Source organism: Kushneria avicenniae (assembly GCF_900112585.1).
GTDB lineage: Bacteria > Pseudomonadota > Gammaproteobacteria > Pseudomonadales > Halomonadaceae > Kushneria > Kushneria avicenniae.
The window spans coordinates 59604-81637 of the sequence record NZ_FOLY01000007.1; the positions used below are offsets into that span (position 1 = coordinate 59604).

At 61.4% G+C, this 22034-nt stretch carries 23 protein-coding genes; 13 read left to right on the forward strand and 10 right to left on the reverse strand.

Translation table 11 applies throughout. The annotated features are described in order from the left end of the window. The first annotated feature begins 133 nt into the window (after nucleotides 1-133). Nucleotides 134-814 carry an alpha/beta hydrolase gene (locus BM079_RS14850; protein WP_090135647.1) on the forward strand — a complete coding sequence of 227 codons (681 nt, stop codon included), beginning with the start codon at nucleotides 134-136 and terminating at the stop codon, nucleotides 812-814. 76 nt (nucleotides 815-890) lie between these two features. Here BM079_RS14850 and BM079_RS14855 read toward each other — a convergent pair whose 3' ends face one another. Further along, entirely contained in the window at nucleotides 891-2351 is a 1461-nt protein-coding gene (locus BM079_RS14855) for a sodium:solute symporter family protein (protein WP_090135649.1), read from the reverse strand. Further along, the gene (locus BM079_RS14860) at nucleotides 2344-2556 is read right to left on the reverse strand and encodes a hypothetical protein (RefSeq protein ID WP_090135651.1); all 213 of its coding nucleotides are present in this window, start codon (nucleotides 2554-2556) and stop codon (nucleotides 2344-2346) included. The genes BM079_RS14855 and BM079_RS14860 overlap by 8 nt, the downstream gene beginning before the upstream one ends. Nucleotides 2557-3069: 513 nt before the next feature. Between BM079_RS14860 and BM079_RS16875 the strand changes: the two genes are divergently transcribed. Next, complete coding sequence (locus BM079_RS16875; protein WP_090135653.1) at nucleotides 3070-3321, forward strand: hypothetical protein; 252 nt, start codon at nucleotides 3070-3072, stop codon at nucleotides 3319-3321. Between the two features lie 15 nt (nucleotides 3322-3336). On the opposite strand, the gene BM079_RS14870 is transcribed toward BM079_RS16875, so the two are convergent. Then, nucleotides 3337-3606, reverse strand: coding sequence for a DksA/TraR family C4-type zinc finger protein (locus tag BM079_RS14870; protein WP_090135655.1), 270 nt, complete (start codon nucleotides 3604-3606; stop codon nucleotides 3337-3339). Between the two features lie 161 nt (nucleotides 3607-3767). Further along, entirely contained in the window at nucleotides 3768-4826 is a 1059-nt protein-coding gene (locus BM079_RS14875) for an aldo/keto reductase (RefSeq protein WP_090135841.1), read from the reverse strand. A 173-nt stretch (nucleotides 4827-4999) separates the two neighbouring features. Between BM079_RS14875 and BM079_RS14880 the strand changes: the two genes are divergently transcribed. Further along, nucleotides 5000-5971 carry an AraC family transcriptional regulator gene (locus BM079_RS14880; RefSeq protein ID WP_245743106.1) on the forward strand — a complete coding sequence of 324 codons (972 nt, stop codon included), beginning with the start codon at nucleotides 5000-5002 and terminating at the stop codon, nucleotides 5969-5971. Here BM079_RS14880 and pdxR read toward each other — a convergent pair. Beyond that, entirely contained in the window at nucleotides 5961-7400 is a 1440-nt protein-coding gene (pdxR, locus tag BM079_RS14885; protein ID WP_090135843.1) for a MocR-like pyridoxine biosynthesis transcription factor PdxR, read from the reverse strand. The two genes, BM079_RS14880 and pdxR, sit on opposite strands and share 11 nt — an antisense overlap. 135 nt (nucleotides 7401-7535) lie before the next feature. Here pdxR and BM079_RS14890 point away from each other — a divergent pair, with 135 nt between their 5' ends. The 3 genes from BM079_RS14890 to BM079_RS14900 are packed head-to-tail and all read left to right on the forward strand — an operon-like array spanning nucleotide 7536 to nucleotide 9339. Beyond that, complete coding sequence (locus tag BM079_RS14890) at nucleotides 7536-7994, forward strand: GNAT family N-acetyltransferase (RefSeq protein ID WP_090135660.1); 459 nt, start codon at nucleotides 7536-7538, stop codon at nucleotides 7992-7994. After that, the gene (locus tag BM079_RS14895; RefSeq protein ID WP_090135662.1) at nucleotides 7991-8710 is read left to right on the forward strand and encodes a GNAT family N-acetyltransferase; all 720 of its coding nucleotides are present in this window, start codon (nucleotides 7991-7993) and stop codon (nucleotides 8708-8710) included. The genes BM079_RS14890 and BM079_RS14895 overlap by 4 nt, the downstream gene beginning before the upstream one ends. A 2-nt stretch (nucleotides 8711-8712) precedes the next feature. Beyond that, on the forward strand, nucleotides 8713-9339 hold the full coding sequence (locus BM079_RS14900) for an FMN-binding negative transcriptional regulator (RefSeq protein WP_090135664.1): 627 nt from the start codon (nucleotides 8713-8715) through the stop codon (nucleotides 9337-9339). A 102-nt stretch (nucleotides 9340-9441) separates the two neighbouring features. Here BM079_RS14900 and BM079_RS14905 read toward each other — a convergent pair whose 3' ends face one another. Continuing rightward, nucleotides 9442-10443 (reverse strand): glycosyltransferase family 2 protein, encoded by a 1002-nt coding sequence (locus tag BM079_RS14905; RefSeq protein WP_090135667.1) that lies wholly within the window; start codon nucleotides 10441-10443, stop codon nucleotides 9442-9444. 662 nt (nucleotides 10444-11105) lie between these two features. Here BM079_RS14905 and BM079_RS14910 point away from each other — a divergent pair. Continuing rightward, on the forward strand, nucleotides 11106-12065 hold the full coding sequence (locus tag BM079_RS14910; protein WP_090135669.1) for a GlxA family transcriptional regulator: 960 nt from the start codon (nucleotides 11106-11108) through the stop codon (nucleotides 12063-12065). Then, complete coding sequence (locus BM079_RS14915; protein WP_245743108.1) at nucleotides 12062-13273, forward strand: MFS transporter; 1212 nt, start codon at nucleotides 12062-12064, stop codon at nucleotides 13271-13273. The genes BM079_RS14910 and BM079_RS14915 overlap by 4 nt, the downstream gene beginning before the upstream one ends. A gap of 29 nt (nucleotides 13274-13302) precedes the next feature. Here the strand turns inward: BM079_RS14915 and BM079_RS14920 are convergent, their stop codons facing one another. After that, the gene (locus BM079_RS14920; RefSeq protein ID WP_139215321.1) at nucleotides 13303-13677 is read right to left on the reverse strand and encodes a hypothetical protein; all 375 of its coding nucleotides are present in this window, start codon (nucleotides 13675-13677) and stop codon (nucleotides 13303-13305) included. A 217-nt stretch (nucleotides 13678-13894) separates the two neighbouring features. Here BM079_RS14920 and BM079_RS14925 point away from each other — a divergent pair, with 217 nt between their 5' ends. Genes BM079_RS14925 through BM079_RS14935 form a run of 3 tightly spaced genes read left to right on the forward strand, consistent with a single transcriptional unit; the run spans nucleotide 13895 to nucleotide 15994 of the window. After that, the gene (locus tag BM079_RS14925) at nucleotides 13895-14530 is read left to right on the forward strand and encodes a LemA family protein (protein ID WP_090135673.1); all 636 of its coding nucleotides are present in this window, start codon (nucleotides 13895-13897) and stop codon (nucleotides 14528-14530) included. Next, nucleotides 14530-15312, forward strand: a complete 783-nt coding sequence (locus BM079_RS14930) for a TPM domain-containing protein (RefSeq protein WP_245743110.1) — start codon at nucleotides 14530-14532, stop codon at nucleotides 15310-15312. The genes BM079_RS14925 and BM079_RS14930 overlap by 1 nt, the downstream gene beginning before the upstream one ends. Nucleotides 15313-15340: 28 nt before the next feature. Beyond that, nucleotides 15341-15994: a TPM domain-containing protein gene (locus BM079_RS14935; protein ID WP_090135675.1), complete on the forward strand. Its 654-nt coding sequence runs from the start codon at nucleotides 15341-15343 to the stop codon at nucleotides 15992-15994. 214 nt (nucleotides 15995-16208) lie between these two features. Here the strand turns inward: BM079_RS14935 and BM079_RS14940 are convergent, their stop codons facing one another. Then, nucleotides 16209-16616 (reverse strand): hypothetical protein, encoded by a 408-nt coding sequence (locus BM079_RS14940; protein WP_090135677.1) that lies wholly within the window; start codon nucleotides 16614-16616, stop codon nucleotides 16209-16211. Nucleotides 16617-17169: 553 nt separating this feature from the next. On the opposite strand from BM079_RS14940, the gene BM079_RS14945 reads away from it, so the two are divergent. Further along, nucleotides 17170-17904 (forward strand): SDR family oxidoreductase, encoded by a 735-nt coding sequence (locus BM079_RS14945; RefSeq protein WP_090135849.1) that lies wholly within the window; start codon nucleotides 17170-17172, stop codon nucleotides 17902-17904. Nucleotides 17905-18256: 352 nt separating this feature from the next. Next, complete coding sequence (locus BM079_RS14950) at nucleotides 18257-20494, forward strand: TonB-dependent receptor (RefSeq protein ID WP_245743112.1); 2238 nt, start codon at nucleotides 18257-18259, stop codon at nucleotides 20492-20494. A gap of 23 nt (nucleotides 20495-20517) precedes the next feature. Here BM079_RS14950 and BM079_RS14955 read toward each other — a convergent pair whose 3' ends face one another. Both BM079_RS14955 and BM079_RS14960 read right to left on the reverse strand, forming a co-directional pair. After that, on the reverse strand, nucleotides 20518-21141 hold the full coding sequence (locus BM079_RS14955) for a YqaA family protein (protein ID WP_090135679.1): 624 nt from the start codon (nucleotides 21139-21141) through the stop codon (nucleotides 20518-20520). Between the two features lie 218 nt (nucleotides 21142-21359). Continuing rightward, the gene (locus BM079_RS14960; protein ID WP_090135681.1) at nucleotides 21360-21764 is read right to left on the reverse strand and encodes a hypothetical protein; all 405 of its coding nucleotides are present in this window, start codon (nucleotides 21762-21764) and stop codon (nucleotides 21360-21362) included. Nucleotides 21765-22034 lie beyond the last annotated feature (270 nt).

Sequence of the window (22034 nt, forward strand, 5' to 3'; positions counted from 1 at the left end):
AAAGAGGTCATACCTGCCATGCCGGGGCGCTTAAACACGGCAACGACGGGGCTGATCGCCTTTTACGGCACGGACATGAGATCGCTCCGGCGTCACGCTTGGGACATCGCTTCCATCGTCTCAAGGTGTCGCCATGTCCTTTGCACAGTCATCGATCATCGAGCCCGCCAGCAACCGTCCGGCGGATGCCTGCGTTATCTTCCTGCACGGTCAGGGCGGCAGCGGCTATGACTTCGAACCGCTGTTCCATGCGCTCGCCCTGCCGGACAGCAGCAATGTGCGCTTCGTGCTGCCTGGTGCGCCGGTGCGCCAGCTGGAGTGCCGTCAGGGAGAAAAGGCCAGCGCCTGGTATGACGCCGCGCCTGGAGACATCGCCGGCAGTCACGCGCAGCAGCAGATGATGGATGCCGTACGTCAGGTCGAAATGCGCATCGACAGCGCACTGGCCGATGGTATCGATGCCAGCCGCATCATCCTGGGCGGGTTCGGTCAGGGCGCCGATATCGCCGCTCACGTCGCGCTGGGCTATCGCAAGGGACTGGGCGGACTGATGATGCTCTCCACCGCGCTGGGCACGCTGCCCTCGGCCACCCATGACGCCAACCGGCATCTTCTGATCACCATGCATCACGGCCGTCAGGACCCGATCGTGAGCGAGGCTTCGGCCCGCCAGCGCGCCGGTGAGTTCACCCGCATGGGCTACAGCGTCGACTATCACGCCCATGCCATGGGCAACGAGTTCTGCGCCGATGAGCTTTCCCAGCTGCGCGCCTGGCTGGTCACGCGTCTGATCCGGACCCGTCTGGTCGCCTGATTCGCACCGCCCAGTGGGTGGCGCGATGGCCTCGATCGACAGCGCCGCCCTTGAGGCGGCGCTTTCATTTCCGGACTCAGCCCGGCTGTCGGCCGGCAGCCACCTGCATGAATCGATCGGCCTGCTGTGGCGGGCGGCTGACAAGGCTGGCCGCGATATAAAGCACCGCTGCCACCGGCAGCCCCCAGATTCCGGGAGGCAGGCCCATTGGTCGGATACCGGTCATGAAGCTGGCCAGCACCAGCCCCCCGGCGCCCAGGATGCTGATCAGTGCACCGAGGGCCGTGCCACGACGCCAGAAAAAGGCCCCCACGATCGCCGGCACGGCCACCACCAGCCCTGCCGAGGAAGCCACCGACAGCACCGCGATCAGATCAAGACGCAGCTCGGCAAAGCCGAGCGCCACCAGCGCGATCACCGGCATGACCCATTTGCCCAGCCGCAGCTGTCTCTGCTCACCGTCAGCATCCCTTGAGGTCGCTCGAAGATCACGGGCCAGCATCGAGGCCAGTGTCAGCATGATGGAATCAATGGTCGACACGGCCGCCGCCAGAATCCCCACCATCACGATCACACCGAGTACCGGCGGTACATGGGTTGATGCCAGAAGCGTCGGGGTGGCCAGATCGGCGCTTTCAAGCGCGGGGAAGGCCACCAGTGCCGAAAACCCCCACAGCACCGACACCAGCGTGTAGATAAAACCGAACACCAGAAAACCGAGCAGCATGCGCCGCATGGCCCCCAGGTCCTTCGGCATGAACAGGCGCTGGCTGACCTGCGGGTTGGACAGGCTGAAAAAGAACCAGGGCAGGGTCAGCCCCAGAAAATTGATCAGGTTGAACACCCCGTTGCCCGGCACGACCAGCGCCTGCGGATGCTCAAGGGCCAGCCGGTCGAACAGCGCCCCAAACCCACCCAGCTCATGGACCACCAAAAGCGCCACCAGCGTCGAGGCCACAATCATGAACAGGGCCTGCAGTGAATCGGTCCAGGCCACCGAGCGCATGCCTGCGATCCGTGAAAAGAGAATCGCCAGCACCGTGGCCACCACCACGCCGGTCGTAAACGACACCGCTCCACCGCTCATGCCGGAAAGCAGATAACCTACGCCGGCCAACTGGACGGCGGCATAGGGAATCAGAAAAAGACAGCTGGTCAGGACCATCGCCCTTGCCACCCAGCGGCTTTCATAGCGATGCCCGAGCATTTCCGACGGTGTAACAAAGCCGAAATGGCGGCCGACCGCCCAGAAACGCGGCCCGAAAATCGCCACCAGCGACACCCCGGCAAAATAGAGAATCTCGAAACCGAAGGCGCCTACGCCCCCGGCATAGGTCAGCCCGGCCAGCCCTACCATCATGAAGGCGCTATAGGTGGTGGCACTGTAGCTCAGCGCTGACACCACCCCGCCCATCTGGCGGCTGCCCAGAAAATAATCGGCCATGCTGGCGACCGGCCCCTGCCGTGACCGCCAGGCCACGATCAGCGACGCGACCAGATAGAGTCCCACGGCACTCCAGATCAGGGATTCACTCATGGGGGCCATCCTGCTCGAGGTCTTGCGTCAGCGTCCGAAAACGCCGCGTGGTCCACGCGTTGAACGCAATGATCACGATGCCCATGAGCGCCCATAGCAGAAAGCTGCCATACCAGGCATGAACCCTTGAGAGCAGCGTAAAGGGCACCACAATGGCAATCATGATCAGCCCTGCCATGATGCCGGCCCAGCGTGACGTGGTCATCCCGTTTCCTCTTGTTCGATGATCGGGCGCCAGCATAGCGCGACACCCTTATGTTCGAAATAAGAAAAAGGGGGTATTTCCGCCTTTCTTCCGGCCGACGAGTGCCTGAAGAAAAGGCAGCGGGCTCGACAAGGTCGTGCGCGCCGCCCGTTCGCACTACAGCGCGTTCCTGCCGATCATGTGGCTCGCAGGCTGGAGCGGCACCAGCTCGGCTAGCTCTGGTGCCAGGGGGCATGGCGCGTCGGCGAACAGCCGTTCCAGCGAAATATCGATGGAAGTATTCCATGAGAGGGGATATGAAGGTCGTCCGCAGAGCTCATGGTCCTTGTTGACCCCGCTATGGCGGCGCTGAAATCATCCTGATGCCATCCATGTGCGACAAGCCTTTTCAAGGGACAGACCACGACAACCTGTCAGGCTCGAGATGGATTCAGAAAAAACGGGGGCTTTCCCCCGATAATGATCGCCTATGCTGTGTCAGTTATAGGCCGAACCGGAGTATCTATCCGCCAAATGCCCAGGTTCACGATCACTGTCGACACCGATGCCGTCGATCAAGCAAATGCTGTCGAAGCATGGCTCGATCGATGGCAGGACACGGCCGAGCACGTCTCCGATAATCTTGGCTGCGGCTGCTGCGTGTCTATTTATCATGTCGAAGCGTCGCAAGAAGCATTGGCCGAGTTGCCAAATGACGTTGTCTCGCTGGGCGAATGGACAAAATGGTGCGCTGTTTTTCAGGTTGTTGATCGCCGAGAGCCGTGATGATGATGCGATCCCTCAGCGCAGCTGACTGTCCTTGCTGGCACGGCGATTGGCGCCCGAGCCTTTCGCCGCACGCCTATCCTCCTCGGCCTGACACGCCACACACAGTCTCACCCCGGGCACCAGCTCGCGTCGACGCTCGGGGATCGGCGCCTCGCAGGCCTCACAGAATTCAAGGCTTTCGCCGTGGTGCACCAGGCGGCTGCGCGCCCGGGCCACGCCCTCTTCCACGGTGTCGTCGATCTGATCCTGTACTGCGCCATCTCGTGTCCAGCCGCCGGCCATGATACTCCCCCCTGATGCTGAAAAACCGGGCATTGAAGACTGTGCCGCGCCCGCGCCGATAAAGGCCCGGGCCACGCCACTCATGACCCTCAGCATAGCCCGGTTTCGCACCGTTCGGCAGTCCTTCGAAAGTCCCTCTTTCAAGAGCCTCTGATGCGGCGTTAGCCGCGTTCGGCCAGCTGCTCGCGACGCGCTTCGCCCTGGCGCTCCAGCATCCAGCCGGGGTATTCCGATGGCAGAGCACTCACGGCATCAAGCTTCGCCAGCTCCTCCGGCGTCAGCTGAATCTCGATGGCGCCGAGATTGTCCTCCAGCTGCTCAAGGCGTTTGGCCCCGACGATCACGCTGGTCACCGCCGGCTGATGCAGCAGCCAGGCCAGCGCGATACGCGCCACCGACACCCCGCGCTCCTCGGCCATCGGTGCCATCGCCTCGATACAGTCAAAGGCACGCGAACGCTCGACCGGCGGGAAGTCGAAACTGGCGCGGCGCCCCTCGCCACCGCTCTCGTCGCGGCGATACTTGCCGCTGAGCAGACCACCGGCCAGCGGGCTCCAGACCATCAGGCCGAGGCGTTCGCTTTCCAGCATGGGGATCAGCTCCCGCTCCAGGTCGCGCCCGGCCAGGGTGTAGTAGGCCTGCAGCGACTCAAAGCGATGCCAGCCGTTGTGTTTCGCAATCCCCTGCGCCTTCATGATCTGCCAGGCGGCCCAGTTGGAGACGCCGATATAGCGCACATGACCGTGCTCCACCAGCGTATGCAGGGCACGCACCGTCTCCTCGATCGGCGTGGCCGGATCAAAGCCGTGAATCTGATAGAGATCGATATGATCAAGCTGCAGCCGCTTCAGGCTCGCCTTGACGCCTTCCATGATGTGATAGCGCGAGGCGCCGCGGCTGTTGACCGCTGCGCCACCGGGGGGCTGATCACCGCCGGTCGGACCGAACACCTTGGTGGCGACCACCACGTCATCGCGATTGACACCGAGATTTTTCAGCGCCTGACCGGTCATCACCTCGGACTGACCCTGCGAATAGACATCGGCGGTATCGATGAAATTGATGCCCGCCTCCAGCGCCCGACCCATCAATTGATCAGTATCGGACTGCCGCAGATCGCCGATGCGGCTCCAGAGGTCCCCCTGACCGCCGAAGGTCATGGTGCCGAGACAGAGCTGTGAAACGAAAAGGCCGGTATCGCCCAGTTTGCGGTAACGCATGCTGTTCTCTCCCATAAAGGCGTGTCGTATGACTGCCCTGATAGTGTGGCCGCCCCCTCCCTGCCGTGCTGTCACGATAGGCCGCCATACTTGCCCATTTCTGCCGGATACTGGCTGGCCAATCCGCACAGCGTTAGTCTCTCAAAACGCATTGCCACCTCATGAGCGCCGTCATGCCCCCTTCGCCCTGCGCTACAGCGCCTGCTTCTGCCCCGGCACCTGCCGCTGCGATCGCTGCCATGCGTGGCGAGCTGATCGAATGGCTCGATCGTCTGAGCAACGGCCATGACGGCAAGCACGCCACGGCCATCGCCGGGCTGACCATCAACCGCATGAGCGCCCCGCAGCCCCCGCAGCACGTCATTCAGACGCCCGCCTTCAGCGTCATCGCTCAGGGCCACAAGCAGCTGTCGCTGGGCCAGGCCCACCACACCTATGATCCGATGCACTACATGGTGTCGGCCGTCAATCTCCCGGTGATGGCCTGTGTAGACGGTGCCACCCCGGATCGGCCCTATCTGGGGCTGCGGCTTGATCTGGACATCGCCCTGCTCGAGCGCCTGGTGCATGAGATGCCGCTGCCCCGAATGGACACGGACGACCCCGGGCACGGCCTGCAGGTCGAACAGCTGGAAGCACCGCTGCTGGACGCCGTGCTTCGGCTGCTGCGACTGCTGGAAACGCCTGAAGATATCGCCGTTCTGGCGCCCATGGTGCAGCGCGAGATTCTCTATCGGCTGCTGAGCGGCACTCGAGGCGCAGCGCTGAGTCGCATCGCCCTGCGCGACAGTCATGCCGGTCGCGTACGTGCCGCCACGGCCCTGCTGCGCGAGCGGTTTGATCAGACGGTGAGCATGACGGCGCTGGCACGCGAGGTGCACATGAGCGTCTCCACCCTGCACCATCATTTCCGCGCCGTGACCGCCATGAGTCCGCTGCAGTTTCAAAAACGCGTGCGGCTCGAGGAGGCGCGCCGGCTGCTGCTGGGCGGCGGGCTGGACATCACCGCCATTGCCGGGCAGGTGGGCTACGAAAGCCCGTCCCAGTTCAGCCGTGAATACCGCCGCCTGTTCGGGGATTCACCGCGCGCGGATCGCCGCCGCTGGCTGGAGCAGGGTATGAGTGCGGGCACCGTTATCCGCTAGCCGGGGCGGCGCTGTCGATCCACGCCTGCGCCAGCCAGCCCCCGGCCCGTGCGATCTCCACCTCGGGGCTTCCGGCGTACCCCAGCACCAGACCGGGTTCGGGCCGGTCTCCCAGAAAATACCCCGACAGCGGCGAGAGCGCGATGCCCTGCCTGCGCCCGGCCTCGACCAGCGTCCGCTCCTGGCCGAGGCTGTCCAGCCCGGCCAGCAGGTGCATGCCGGCATGGCCCTCGGAGAGCGTCATGCCGCGTGCCACGGCCGGCGCCAGCGCCTCGCGCAGCGCTGCCTGCCGGGACCGATACGCCCGTCGCATACGCGCCACGTGACGGGAAAAATGCCCCTGATCGATAAACTCGGCCAGTGCGGCCTGCGCCACATACTGCCCCTCCCGATGGAACCTGGCATTGGCGCGCCTGAAGGGCTCGACCAGCGCCAGCGGCAGCACCAGATAACCAAGCCGCAGCCCCGGATAAAGCACCTTGCTAAAAGTGCCCACATAAATGACCGGGGCCTGATCCACCAGCCCCTGAAGCGAGGCCAGTGGTGGCGAGCTGTAGCGAAACTCGCTGTCGTAATCGTCCTCGATGATCCAGGCGCCCCGATCCCGGGCCGCCTTCAGAAGCGCCAGCCGCCGCGCCAGAGTCAGCGTGATGCCGCTGGGATACTGATGCGACGGCGTCACGTAAATCAGCTTGGGGCCGGGCCCGTCGGGGACGCACTGCAAATCGATGCCATCGGCATCCACCGGTACCGGCACCAGCGACAGACCCGCCGCCGTCAACGCGACCTGAGCGCCGGCGTAGCCGGGCTCCTCGACCCAGGCGTGATCCCCCGGGTCAGCCAGCAGCCGCGCGATCAACTCGAAACCCTGCTGCGCCCCCTGGGTAATCAGGATCTGCCCGGGCGTACAGCGCACCGAACGCGACAGCCGCAGATAGTCACACAGAGCCGTTTTCAGTTCCGCCACGCCGCCGTCACCCTGATAGGCCAGCCACGCTTCGGGGGCGCGCTGCTGATGACGGCGCAGCAGGCGCTGCCACTGCTCGCGCGGGAAGAGATCCAGCGCCGGGATACCGGGCGCAAAAGTGCTATGAGGACCACCTGACGGGGCGCAGGCGGCCAGAAGATGATCGCCTCGCCGCGAGAGCTGCGCATTTTCAGAGGCGGCGGGCGCGTCATGACGCGTCTCGGCCAGCGACAGGCTCGCCACGAACAGCCCGGCGCCGGGCCGTGTCACGACAAACCCTTCTGCCGCCAGCCGGTCCAGCGCCGCCAGTGCCGTGTTGCGACCGATGTTCAGCTCACGTGCCAGCTGCCGGGAAGACGGCAGCGCCTCTCCAGAGGCCAGTTCGCCGGACTCGATCCAGCCGCGCAGGGCGATGTACAGCTGCTGACTCAGCCCCTGATCTTTCTGCGGCGTCAGGCGCATGGTCAACGCATCCACCACCCAGCCGGTACGTGCAAGTCGACTCAACCGGTCCCCCTGATTTTCTCGAAACTGGCGCTTATGGAAGAACCAGTATGCGGTCACGATGACGATTCGTCATTATACCCCGGAGGCCTCATGTCCACTGTACGACCCGCCACGCTCCCGGATCTGGAGGCTTTGACCCCACTGCTGGACGGCTATCGCGTGTTCTATCAGCAAGCCAGTGATGAAGCGGCCTGCCGCGCCTTTCTTCAAAAGCGTCTTGAGCAGGGCGACTCGCATCTGCTGGTTCACGATGCCGGCCACGGCCTGGAAGGCTTCGTGCAGCTCTATCCGCTGCTCTCAACGGTGGGCCTTGCCTCGCGCTGGCTGCTCAATGACCTGTTCGTGGCCCCGAAGGCGCGCGGTCGCGGTATTGGACAGGCGCTGATGCAGGCCGCCGCAGACGTGGCCCGGGCGCACAATGTGCCCTCGCTGATGCTGCGCACCCAGACCCACAACGATGCCGCAAAAGCGCTGTATGAATCGCTGGGCTGGCAAAAAAATGGTGATTTCGACACCTATACGCTGACCCTGCCGGAGACAGGATCATGACGCCCCTGCTCACGCCTGCGAACACCCCGGTGGGTCATCCGTTAGCGGGCTGGCAACCACCGCCGTCACCCAGTCATGACACCCTGACCGGGCGCTACTGCCGGGTGGCACCGCTGAACGTGACGTCACACGGCGACGCACTGTTCAACGCCTGGCAGGCGGATGCCCCTTCACGCTGGGTCTATCTCGGCGGGCGCCCCTTCGATGACCGGGACGGCTGTCTTGAATGGCTGTCGCATCGGGCCATCTCCCACGATCCGATGTTCATGGCGCTCATCAACCTGGAGCGAGATCAAGCGCTGGGCGTGGCGGCCTGGCTCGACATTGCCCCCGAGCACGGCACCATTGAACTGGGACACCTGAGCTTTTCCGGACAGATGGCGCGTACCCGGATGGCCACCAAAGCCCTGCACCTGCTGATCGATCACGCCTTTTCACTGGGCTATCGCCGCGTGGCGTGGAAATGCGATGCACTCAATGCGCCGTCACAACGCGCCGCCAGTCGACTCGGGTTCCGTTTTGAAGGCATTTTCCGACAGCATCGCGTGGTGTGCGGACGCAACCGCGACACGGCCTGGTATGCCCTGCTGGATCACGAATGGCCGGCCATGGCGCGGGCGCACAGGCAGTGGCCGATGCCGGACAACTTCGATGATACGGGCCGGCAGCGCGTCGCGCTGTCGGTGCTGACGGCACACGAAGCACAGGGAGCATAGTCATGTATCTGCCTCGTCACTTTCAGATGGAAAATGCCCGGACAAAGCACGCCCTGATGGATCGCTACCCCTTTGCCACGCTCGTGACCGTCACCGACGGCGTCATCGACGCCAATCCGCTGCCGCTGTTGCTGAATCCTCATCGAGGTCACCATGGCGTACTCGAAGGCCATATCGCCCGCGCCAACCCGCTTGTCCGGCAGTCGCCCGAAAGGGCCATGGCGCTGTTTCACGGCCCCGACAGTTACATCACACCGAACTGGTATCCGGCCAGGCGCGCCCATGGCCGGGTCGTACCGACCTGGCACTATCTGAGCGTTCAGGCACACGGCACGCTTCGGTTGATCGAGGACCCGGACTGGCTGCGAACGCATGTGGCCGAGCTGACTGCGCGCTTCGAGCGCGAACAGACCACGCCCTGGTCAATCGAGGACGCACCGCGGGATTACATTGATGGCCTGTGCCGGGCGATTGCAGGGATTGAGCTTCGCATCGAACGTCTGGTCGGCAAGCACAAGGCGGCCCAGCACAAGGATGCAGCAACACAGCGTGCGGTACTTGATGGGCTGATGGCCGAGGGATGGCGCGAGGAGGAAGCGGGCTGGCTGAGCGGACTGTCAAGGCCCTGAAAAAGTGTGCCAGCTTCCACCAAGACTCTGCTCGGGTCTCTGAGTCGCTGGCGGGCTCATTCCCGAAAATGCCGAGTATCGGGCGGCATCACTGCTGTCTTCTCAAAAGGCACGCCGTGTTTTTACCCAGGTATACATGTTTGAAACGGCCGGAGAGATAAAAAGCAGTCTGGTTTTTTTCGGCAACTGCACCTGGCAGCGCTTCAAGTAAGGCGTCACTTTCTGCCTCATGGCTTTCAAAGGCACAATAGAACCAACATAACCATACGTCAGATTGACACATATCTTGTAAAACAACATGGTCTGCGCAGCCAGCAACACCAGCATCTTTCTTTTAACAGGATCCGCTTCCTGTTCTGCTGCCTCCAGATAGCATCTTATATGCTCGGCAACATGATGTGTGTCAGTACTATCAATGTTCGTGCTAATGCTTTGTAAATTACGGCGATAATGAATCAGCGCCTTTTCCGTCGCATTAATGCGCCTGGCACGTAACACGGCAAAGGGAGTGACCATCAGATCTTCATATCGTTTCCCTTCCGGAAAAACCAGTCCATCGAAAAGAGAGGTCCTAAAAATTCGGCTCCAGAGATACCATTTGGAAGTAGTAAAAATGGTCCTAAAATGTGACTCCTGCAACTCACCCTGATAATTACCCAACGCATTATAAGTAACCGGATGATTACTCTGATTGCCCTGATCATCGACCTGAAATGAAAAAGCGTTAAATTCGATCAGGTCAAAGTCCCCTTCGTCAACCATTTGTTTGACGACCCGATAATATTGCTCTGACCAGAAGTCATCACCATCAAGAAAGGTTACCCAAGGGGTCGTCACCATCCTGATTGCTCGATTGCGTACGGCACTTATCCCCCTATTGTTCTGGCTGATGACTTCGACCTGGTTTTTAACGTCAGGGTAATTATTCAGACAGCCTTCAATGCATTCGAGTGTGTTGTCGGTAGAGCCATCGTTGATGATCAGGACCTTGACGCCGTGATCAACCTGGGAAAGCATTGATGAAAGCGTCTGCTCGATCCATTCGGCCGTGTTCCAGGCGGCCACGATAACAGTGAGCCACTGTCCCTTCTGCGCTTGAGCCATATTATTCTCCAGCTCGTCATTAACGTTATTTAAATCGAGATTAATTTAGGCTGACTTACTGTTTTGTGCAAAAACGATCAATCCTCATAGACTTTTCGAGAACGGCATATCAAATCATGATTCGAAACCACCACAACAATTTAAGCATTAATTAAACCAAAACCAAAACCGAAACCGAAAAAATGGCAAAAATAGCGACACAATTAATTAAAACCTCTGATCATTCATTATTAGCACTAAACCAGCATAACAACACCAAGATTTTATTTAATAGCACTTACATAAATGCCATGGCCGTTTACCAACACAATCACAAAGCTGTCATCTTCAATTACCTATAAAATATCTGCCCCTTGTTCAATCCTTGAGGCATGACATTGCTGATTTTATCCTCCCGTTGCCAGCTGTTCGCGGGGCAGTAGCCGGTCATGACGGTTTGATGTCATCAACGATATCGACCGTGCCTGATCGCATTTACCCCGTACCGGAAATGAATCAGCAGGTCGGGTTCACAGGAGCGGCAAGTCATTTGCAACGTGGCCGAGCGGTGATTCGGGTTCCTGAACGGAGCTTCGCTGATGTCCGAATCGGTGGGCAACAGGTCATTGCCGACATCGCGTCCTGATCGCAGACTCCAGTGATCTGCTCACGAGGGCCACGGGATGTCGCATACCCTTGATCTTTTCATCTATCCGGGCTGTCAGTTACTGGATGCCAGCGGCCCCTGGCAGGTGTTTGCCACGGCCAACGAGCTGACCGGCAAGCCGCTTTATCAGCTGCGTCTGCTGACCGAAGCGGCAGGCCTGGTTACCACCAACGGTGGCATGGCCCTTCAGGCCACACATGCGCTGACCACCACACCGCCCGGCGATACATTGCTGGTGGCTGGCGGCTCTGGTGTACATGCGCTTGAAAAAGACATTATCGATGTTCTGGCACAACGCGCCCGAAGGACGCCCCGCGTGGGGTCAATTTGCACCGGGGCCTTTGCGCTGGCCCGCGCCGGGCTGCTCGACGGGCGACGCGCCACCACGCACTGGCGTCATGCCGAGGCGCTGGCGCATCAATTTCCGAAAGTGCAGGTCGATGCGGATGCTCTTTATCTGGAAAGCGACGGTGTTTATACCAGTGCCGGCATCACCGCGGGCATTGATCTGGCCCTTTCGCTGCTGGCAGAGGATCACGGCCTGGCCCTGGCCGCCGAGGTCGCCCGTGAGCTGGTCATGTTCCTGCACCGACCGGGCAACCAGGCACAGTTCAGTGAAGGATTAAAGGCCCAGGTGAGCAGTACCCAAAGGCTGCGCCACCTGGTAGACCGCGTGACGGCGGAACCACTTGATGATTGGTCAAGCGAGACGATGGCGGAGGCTCTGGCCGTTACGCCGCGACATCTGGCACGACTGTTTCGTCAGGAGCTTTCGATGACACCGGGCGACTTTCTGACGCGACTGCGGCTGGAGACTGCTCGACGTCTGCTGCTGGAAAGTGACACGTCACCGGCACTGATCGCCGAGCACTGCCGGCTGGGCGGCGGCGAGCAGCTGCGCCGCCTGTTCCAGCGCCGCTTCGGCCTGCCCCCATCCCTGTATCGGGCCCGCTTCGGCTCGGGAAGCGCATCATGAATCAACAACATCGATCAACGCGGCTGCCGGCCACGGTCTGGTGGCTGGCGCTGTGTCAGGCGCTGCTGGTCAGCGGCAATATCATGCTGATCACCATCAATCCGCTGATCGGCGCGCATCTGTCGCCGTCGGAGGCCTTGATCACCCTGCCGGTGGCCGCCCAGATGCTGGGTACGACCTGTGCGACCCTGCCGGCCGGTTGGCTGACGGCACGCTTCGGGCGGCGGCGTACCTTCATCATGGCGAACCTGGCGGGGCTTTCCGGCATTGGTCTGGCGGCGCTGTCGCTGTTGGGGGAAAGCTTTGCCGGCTTCAACCTCGGCGCCTTCGGCATCGGCGCCAGCATTGGTGCCGGTATGCTCTATCGTTTTGCCGCGGTCGATACCGCGCCCGATAAGCGCGACAGGGCTCTCTCGATGGTCATGGCCGGTGGCGTGCTGGCGGCGCTGTTCGGCCCGTGGCTGGCCGATGTCACCCGCGATCTTTTCCCCGTGCACTTTCTGGGCACGCTGCTGGGACTGGCCGGTCTGTATCTGACCGCGCTGGTCATTGTCGCCAGTCTCACTCTGACCGACCCGTTTCCCCGTGGAAGCACCAGCACGCCGGTGACGCTGACCACGCTGCTGCGGCGGCCGCAACTTGCCGCCGCCATTCTCGCCGCAGCAATGGGCTATACGGTCATGAATCTCGCCATGACGGCCACGCCGCTGGCCATGAGCCACCATGGCCACAGTTTCGAGGCCACCGGTACGGTGATCAGCGCGCACGTGCTGGCCATGTTTGCGCCCTCCTTTGTGACCGGCCATCTGATCCGACGCTTCGGCCACGTTCGAATGATTCTGACCGGCGCGATACTGCTGACGCTAAGCGTGGCCTGCGCGCTGCTGGCGCCGGCGCTGTCGGCTTTCGGCGCGGGGCTGGTGCTGCTGGGACTGGGCTGGAACTTTACCTTTGTGCCCGCCAGCGCTTGGCTGACGAGAGCACATCGACCCGAGGAGGCACCGAGGGTACAGGCGCTCAATGACTGCGTGGTGTTCACGCTCGTGACGCTTTCGGCACTGCTGGCAGGGCCGCTCAATGCATGGCTGGGCTGGCAGCAGCTCAACCTCTGGCTGCTGATACCCGTGGCTCTGATGGCGTGGGCGGTAGCGGTCCTGAACCGTCGGGCGTGTGCCAACGGATCCGACAACACGCCTGCCTCGCCCTGAGACAGACGTGTTGATTCAACTCGATCCGTTTACGGCGCGGTGTCGTCCTGTGTGCGCTCGTCAGGGATCTCTCCGGCGCTGCGCTCGGTCTGCGGGGTATGGTCGTCGTTCATGCTGCCCTTGCCCGCCTCCTGAGACTGGTCCTGCGATTCGCCCGCGCCGGAAGGCGACGCATGAGAGGCGTCAAGCTGTTTCTGACGCTCGCGCTGCATGCTGCCGCTCTGATCCTCCATGCCGCTGGCGCCGCCCGGGCGCGACATACCGCCCGGGTTCTGATCGGGCGCTTCCATCGATTGGGAAGGCGGGGTCGTCGCGCTGTCATCTTCCGGCGGCGCCGTGGCCAGCGCCAGTACGGGAACCAGCGTCAGAATCAGTCCCCACAGGGCCATGCGTGATGCTTTCATGACTGTATCCTCCGAGGCGTCATGCCAGCTCTGAGCATAGAGGGTGCCCCGCGTCGTCACCGTCTTTCATGGCTGCTGCTTTGGTCGTGTGACAGATGAGGATTCTCCCGGCGACGACGATTGGCGCGGTGGCCTCCAGGCTGACATTATTGATAGGCCGTAACGGTGATACCTTATGAATTGAAATCTCAAATCCGTTCGTTCGAGACCCCGACCCATGACCATGCACGACAACCGCCCCGCTCCTGCTCGTACCGGCCTGCGCGCCCTTCACTGGCAGTGTCTGACACTGCTGTGTCTGTGCCTGATGCTCTCCGGCTGTGGCATCAACAACATCCCGACCCTGGACGAGAAGGTGAAATCCGCCTGGTCACAGGTCGAAAACCAGTACCAGCGCCGCGCCGATCTGGTGCCCAACCTGGTCGAGACGGTGAAGGGCTATGCCAATCAGGAGCAGGAAACGCTGACGGCGGTCATCGAGGCGCGCTCGAAGGCGACCTCGATTCAGGTCGATGCCGACACGCTCAACAATCCCGAACAGCTTCAGCAGTTCCAGCAGGCGCAGCGCCAGCTCAGCGGCGCACTCAGCCGTCTGATGGCGGTCTCGGAGCGCTACCCGGAGCTGAAATCGAACCAGAACTTCCTGGCGCTGCAGTCCCAGCTGGAGGGCACGGAAAACCGGATTGCCGTGGCACGGCGCGACTTCATTCAGGCGGTTGAGGCCTACAACACCGAGATTCGCACTTTCCCGGGCAGCATCTGGCACAAGCTGATGTACAGCGATCTGCCGATTCGTGAGAACTTCGAAGCCACGGCCGAAAACGCAGACCAGGCGCCACAGGTGAACTTCTGATGCCACAGACGATGTTACGGCGAACAACCTCGCTGCTTGTCATCGGCCTGTTACTGCTGCTGTGTACGGCAGCCGCGCAGGCCGCCCCCGACTTTCCCGAACTGACCGGGCGCGTGGTGGACAACGCCGAACTGCTCGACGCCTCGACCGAGACGCAGCTCTCGCAGACGCTGGCCGCCCATGAAAAGGCTACCGGCGAACAGGTGGTGGTCGTGACCCTGCCCAATCTGGGTGGCGAGACCATCGAGCAGTACGGCTATCAGCTGGGTCGTGAATGGGGCATCGGCCAGGAGGGCGAGGACAACGGCGCCCTTTTGATCGTGGCACTGGATGAGCGCAAGGTACGCATCGAGGTCGGCTACGGTCTCGAAGGACGCCTGACCGATGCACAGTCTTCCACGATCATCCATCAGGTCATCACGCCGGCCTTTCGCGACGGCGATTATGCCCGCGGCATTGTCGAGGGCAGCCAGGCCATGATCCAGGTGCTCGGCGGCGATCCACTGACACAGACAGGGCAGCGCGGCGAGCGCGACGCGAGTGAATCCCGTGAGCTCGGCAGCGCCGGCATCTGGCTGACAATTCTGATGTTCATCGTGCTGATGATCGTTCGAGGTGGTGGTGGTCGTGGCGGACGAGGTAGAGGTGGCCTGCTCGGCGGCATGCTGCTGGGCGGGGCGCTTGGCGGTGGCAGCCGGTCGGGGGGTGGTTTCGGCGGTGGTGGTGGTTTCAGTGGCGGTGGCGGCGGCTTCGGCGGCGGCGGTGCTTCCGGCGGCTGGTAACGTCATGCTCACACAAGGATAACGCGGTATGTCACTACTGAAAGAGAGCGAACAGCGTGAGGTCGGCGAGGCGATCGCCCGTATCGAGCGCGACACCGATGCCGAAATCGTCACGGTACTGGCCCCGCAGGCAGACGACTATGCCTATATTCCGCTTTTGTGGGCAGGGCTGGTGGCCCTGATTGTGCCAGGCGCGCTGGCCCTGCTGGCCGGCTGGTTCGGGCTCGATGTGTTCTGGACCGGCCCCTGGATTATACTGCTGGTACAGTGGGCCCTGTTTACAGTGCTGGCGGTTCTTTTTCGCCTGCCCGGGATCATCACGCACCTGATTCCTCGTCACGTGCGGTTCTGGCGCGCCGCCAACCTCGCGCGACGCCAGTTTCTCGAACAGAACCTGCATCGCACCGAAGCCGGCACCGGCGTATTGATCTTCGTGTCAGAGGCCGAGCGCTATGTCGAGATTCTGGTCGATCACGGCATCTCCCGTCGGCTGGACAACGCCGTATGGGCCGAGATCGTGGCTGATTTCACCCGGAAGGTACGCCAGGGCCACACGCAGCAGGGTTTTGTGGATTGTGTCGAGGCCTGCGGTGCCCTTTTAAAAACGCATGTGCCCGCCACCCACGAACGCAACGAGCTGCCCAACCGTCTGGTCGTGCTGGGCCGTGGCGACATTGGCTGATCAGCCTGACAAATCGCTGGCGCTGTCATCAAAAAGCCACCCCGCGGGGTGGCTTTTTGACGTCAGTGCTCGCCTTCAAAGCACCAGGCCCAGATCAAAGCTGACAGCCTCACAGCAACTATATGTCATCGCTTACCGGTCATCTCGCGACCTTGCTTCATGTCTTCCGTCAGGTAGTCATCCCCCTTTTTGCCGTGCCCGTGAGCTTCGGCAATCAAAATGTCTTGAAAGGCCGGTGCATTTCATACAGCGATTCGACGGAATGCTCGAAGAGCTCCTTGATATAAAACCTGGCAGTTTCGATAGTCACGAGATGGAAATCGCGGTTGAGCGACTGGCGGCCGAGCAGATTGAAGAGGCCGGTTTTTACCACGACAGTGAGAAAGAGAAAGCCCTTTCCCTCTTCGATAGGAATCAACTGATAATACGCATGTTTGCCTTGTTCGTTGCCCATTACAAAGTCGAGCCCGCCGCCTTCACCGAGCTCTTCAAAAATGGCGATCTCCTGCCTCCAAGGGTAACGATCAAGAATCTTGCAGGCCTCATCGAAGTGATCGGTGTCGGCCGTGTAATTGACGAATTCACGATCCTCGGTATGGTGGGAATATCGAATAAGCACCATGGGTATAACTCAGCCTGCCAACGGGCAATAGTTAATAACATTATCATGTACCATATCGACCCATAGTCTGAATCGATACATCGTGGTCGCTTTCACACAAATGTTCGCCAGGGTCAGACGCTACAGGGCCATCCCTTGCGTGTGCCACGACACTTTCCGCCCGGCTCTGGGGTGCGTCTGCCGGGTTCAAACTGAAGGACGTCCGACCATCGACCCTTTTGGGATTGTTGTCCGCGCCATCCCCGGGATAATTTCTCCCGTGAATAAGAAATATTTTCAAAATCAAATAATAATGAGATCACGGAAACCGATATGATTTATTAACAATACGTCACCACGCCGCTGACAACGGTCGTGTTTTCAGGCGTCATGCTCATGATGCCCTCACCCTCATCGGGGCTGGCCGATACCCTACCATCCTCCAATTCTGCGGCAACCACCGCGACAACGCCCTGACCTCCACGGCGTCCCATCTATCGGACACATTCCGGCACAGCCCGTGGCCCCGACAGGGACGGCTATGCCTCAATCGGAGAGCAAGGAGACCACATACATGGACATCGAGAACGCAACCATCCTCGTCACCGGCGCCTCCTCCGGCATCGGTAGGGCGACCGCCGCCGCGGCCATCGAACAGGGCGCACGGGTCGCTCTGATCGCGCGGCGCGCGGATCGCCTGCACGAGATCGCGGACCAGCTCGGTCCAAATGCCCTGGCGGTGCCTTGCGACGTCACCGATCCCGCTGAGGTCGAGCGCTGCGTGCAGACAATCCTCGACGCGTTCGGCCGGATCGACGTGCTGGTGAACAATGCCGGGCGGGGCTTCTACGCAAACACCGACGAGATCGACATCGCCGAGTATCGCGCGCTTCTCGAGCTCAACACGATCGCTCCCCTGGCGATGATGCAGGCCGTGCTGCCACAGATGCGCCGGCAGGGGAACGGGGCCATCGTCAACGTCAGCTCCGGCGCGACCTTCGGCGCCCTTCCGGGAGCCGGGGCCTACACCAGTTCGAAAGCCGCGCTGAACATGCTCTCGGACGTGGCGCGGACCGAACTCTCCGAGAGCGGCATCTCCGTCTCCACAATGTATCCGTTCGTCACCGACACCGAGTTCTACGGGTCGGTCCAGACCGGCGAACGCGCGGCCGAGAGGGAACTGGAGACAGTCGGCTCGGCGATCCACTCTCCCGAACGCGTCGCCGAGAAGATCCTCGGCTTGGTCCGATCCGGTGAACGGCAGGACGATCTGGTCCCGAAGGCATTCGGTGGAAGTCTGGAGGCGTAGCCCCGAGTCGTGGCGGGGCATGACGCAGCCCAGGGAGCATCTACGAGAAGCCGTCATTCGCCGCTCGAACGCAAAGGTCGGCTCCGTCCGCACTGCCGTCGTGGACGACAGGATGCGGCGGACACCGGGCCCGGTCACCGGTAGCACCACCGTAAAGCCATCCCACGGGGTGGCTTTTTACATTTCGAGACCCGCGATTCGGCCGGTCGTCCCCGATGAACCAGAATCAAACTGAAGGACGTCCGACCATCGACCCTTGTGGGATTGTTGTCCGCGCCATCCCCGGGATAACGTCTCCCGTGAATAAGAAACATTCTCAAAATCACATAATAATGAGATCACGGGAACCGATATGACCTATCAAAAATACGTCACCACGCCGCTGACAACGGTCGTGTTTTCAGGCGTCATGCTCATGATGCCCTCGTCGGGGCTGGCCGATACGCCACCATCCTCCAGTTCTGCGGCGATCACCACGACAACGCCAGTCACGACCGACGGGTCATCGACAACCGATGACACGCCCGCCCCGGCTGACACCATGGTAGTCGTGGGCTCACGCACCCCCGCCTCCCCCGACCAGATTCCCGGCGCCGTCTGGATCGTGGATCGCGAGCAGATCGAAAGCCGGGCCCAGGCCGGAGAGGATCTCAAGACGATGCTGGGCAAGCTGATTCCGGGACTCGATTTCGCCCCTGAAGGGCGTACCGAATACGGCCAGAACCTGCGCGGGCGCAGCCCACAGATTCTGATCGACGGCGTCTCGATGACCAGCTCGCGCGGGCTTTCACGCCAGTTCGATTCAATCGACCCCTTCAATATCGAGCGTGTCGAGGTGCTCTCCGGCGCCAATAGCCTCTATGGCGGCAATGCCACCGGCGGCACCATCAATATTGTCACCAAAACGCCCGAGGCGGGCGGGCCGCATTTTGAAACGCAGGTCGGCGCCACCTCCGGTTTTGACAATCACCGGGATTTTGATCGGCGCGTGGCGCAGTCGGTCTCGGGCGGCAGTGAACGCGTACGCGGTCGGCTGAGCGTGGCCTATGAGGAGAATGGCCGCTTTTACGATGGCGATAATCGGGAAATCTTTCCGGATCTGGCGCAAACCGATCTACAGGACAATCGCGCCGTGGATGTCATGGGTCGGGTAGACATCGATCTGGCCGAGGATCAGAGCCTGTCGCTGCTGGCCCAGCACTACGACTCGGGCTTTGAGGGCGACCGCGGTGTCCGGTTCCCGGACATTGGTGCCGCAAGCCTGGATAACGCCGATATCAGCGAGGGCTATCATTCCGACCGTGATCCGCGCACGCGGCGCAAACTTTATAACGCCAACTATCACCACAGTGATCTACTTGGGCAGGATTTCTATTTTCAGGCGTATTACCGCGAAGAAGACAGCACCTTCTCACCCTTTCCCTACTATGTGGACGACCGCACCGCCATCGAGTTTCGCGCCTCCGAGCAACGTACCGACCTGGGCGGTGCCAAGGCGCTGTTTGTGGCGGCACTGCGCGATGACCTTGATCTGACCTATGGGGTGGATTACTACCACGAGCGCTTCAATTCCGATCAGGCTTTCTTTGATCGCGATACCTCCGACGCCACCGGAGGCCTGAGGCTGGCCACCGACCGCACCGGGCCGCGCTACCCCGGCTATTCGATCGACGGGCTGGCGGGCTACGCCCAGCTGGAATGGCAGGCCACCGAACATCTGAAAATACAGGGCGGGGTGCGTCAGGAACATGCCGATGTGGATGTGGACGCCTTTGATAATGGCACGCCCGGCGGCAACTCAGGCGGCAGCAACAGCTACAGCAATACGCTCTACAATCTGGGCGTGGTGCAGGAGTACGACAGCGGCCACCGCTTCTGGTCGAGCTACAGTCAGGGCTTTGAGCTGCCCAACGTGGGCGCGGTGTATAACAACGCGCAGTTCGATATCGGTGACAACACCGTTGAAGGCATCCAGACCGATCAGGTCGAGCTGGGCTGGGGCTATCGCAGCCGTACCTGGAACTCTCAGGTCGCGCTGTATTACGCCTGGTCCGACCGGGCGCTGGAAAACGACCGCCAGCTGGGCACCAGCATCATTGATGAAAAGCGTCGCGACTACGGCATCGAGGCGGCGACCTCACGCTTTATCGGTGATCACTGGGAACTGGGCGGTAACGCCCACCTGACCCGCTCGGAACAGCTCGGTGATGACGGCGACTGGCACAGGCGCGATGCGCGCTACGCCTCGCTGTCCAGCGCCACGGCCTTTGTCGAGTGGGCTGACAATGACCGCTCGCTGCGCCTGCAGGGCAACCACGCCTTTGATCTTTCCGATGAGGCCAGTGATCTGGGGGAAAGCAGTGACAACGAGATTGATGGATTCACCACCTTCGATCTGATCGGACGCCTGCGTACCGATGATCACGGCACTTTCACGGCCGGCATCGATAACCTGCTGGATAAACGTTATGCCACGGTCTGGGGCCAGCGCGCGGCGATCTTTTATTCACCCACCTATGGTCCGGAAGAGCTGTATGCGTTTCAGGGTCGCGGGCGCACCTTCTCGCTGGGCTGGAACATGAACTGGTAGCGCACCGCTCGTACGGTGGTGGCTCACGCCGAGCCGCCACCGCTCAACAGGCCGATGCCCTTGTAGATGAGATACCCCACCACGGCGACTACCAGCAGCACCATCATGGTTCTTTCATTGCGCTTCCATAGCCTGAGTGCCCGGTCACCAAAGAAGTGGACCAGCAGCGCCAGCCCAAAATAGCGAGCGCCCCGTGCCAGCATCGCGGCGACCATGAACAGGAAAAAGGAGTAACCGGTGCTCCCGGCCACCAGCATGGCGATCTGAAAAGGAATCGGGATCACGCCAATGGACAGCACGGCCAGAAAACCGTTATCGCTGAAACGCTGATCGAAGGTCTCGAACGCCTGCTGCCCCCCGAACAGGGCAATCAGCTGATCGCCGAACTGGCCCATTGCCCAGACACCCAGTCCGTAGCCGATCGCCGCGGCCAGCAGATTGCCCCCCAGTGCCACAGCGGCCAGCCACCAGCGTTTTTTCGGCCGCAGCACCATCCAGGGGATCAGAATCGTTTCAATGGGAATCGGCACGATGAGGGTTTCCAGCATTGAAGCCAGAAACAGCAGCCAGATAGCACTGGGGTGGTCCATCAGCCTGGAAAGTCGATTGCCAAGCCGCTGTTTTCGATGCCGCAGGCTGCCAGCCATGGAGATCCCTGTCCTTCATTGCGAGGGCCCGGATATCGGGCTGCCCTGATCATCCGTGACCAGCGATGAAAACGAAAGTCTGACACGAATGTTCGACGCCCACCCGCTGACATTCAGACACGAACCAGAGTCGGAACACAAAAGCGCCCCTGCCGCGGGGCAGGGGCGCCATGATCGCCGGCACCAGACCCGTTCAAACGGGATTGATCAACGGCTGATTACTGCGAGGTGGTGCTGTCACCGGTGTCGGACATGCCCATGCTGCTGTTGCCAGTGTCGGATGTCCCCATGCGGCTGTTGCCGGAGGTGTTGGAACCAGTGCGGCTGTCGATCCCCTGTTTGGCCTTTTCACCGGCCTTTTGCTGCATGCCGCTCGAGTTGGACGTATGTTTGTCAATTTCGTGGCCGGCCTTCTCGCCTGCTTTCTGCTTCATGTTATCGGTCATGCTGCCGGACTGGCTGTCCTGGCCCCGGGTCGTGTCAGTACCGGTCATTCCGCCGCTCTGCTGGGAAGCCGTGCTGGTACCGTTGGTAGACTGTCCCGTGGCGCCTGACTGCTCACCGGCCAGCGCCGGGGTTGTCGCCAGTGCCAGCACAAAGGGGGCTATCCATGTCGCTTTCATACTGCCTCCTGCAACGAATGAGTACGCCTTCAGCGTAGAAAGGCTGGGCGATTAACCAAACCCCGATCATGAATTCTTTGGTCTGAGACCGTTGGAGCAACATGGATTATCTCTTGAGCATCCGCCGCCTTCCGGCCTGCTCATGCACCCGGCAGGGACCGCTGTTATACTCGCCGTGACCGGATCGCTGGCCCATGCGTGCTCATCTGCCATCGTCGCATGGCACCCGGGCGCTTCGCGGGCAAGACTCATCGTCGGGCGAGTGGATGC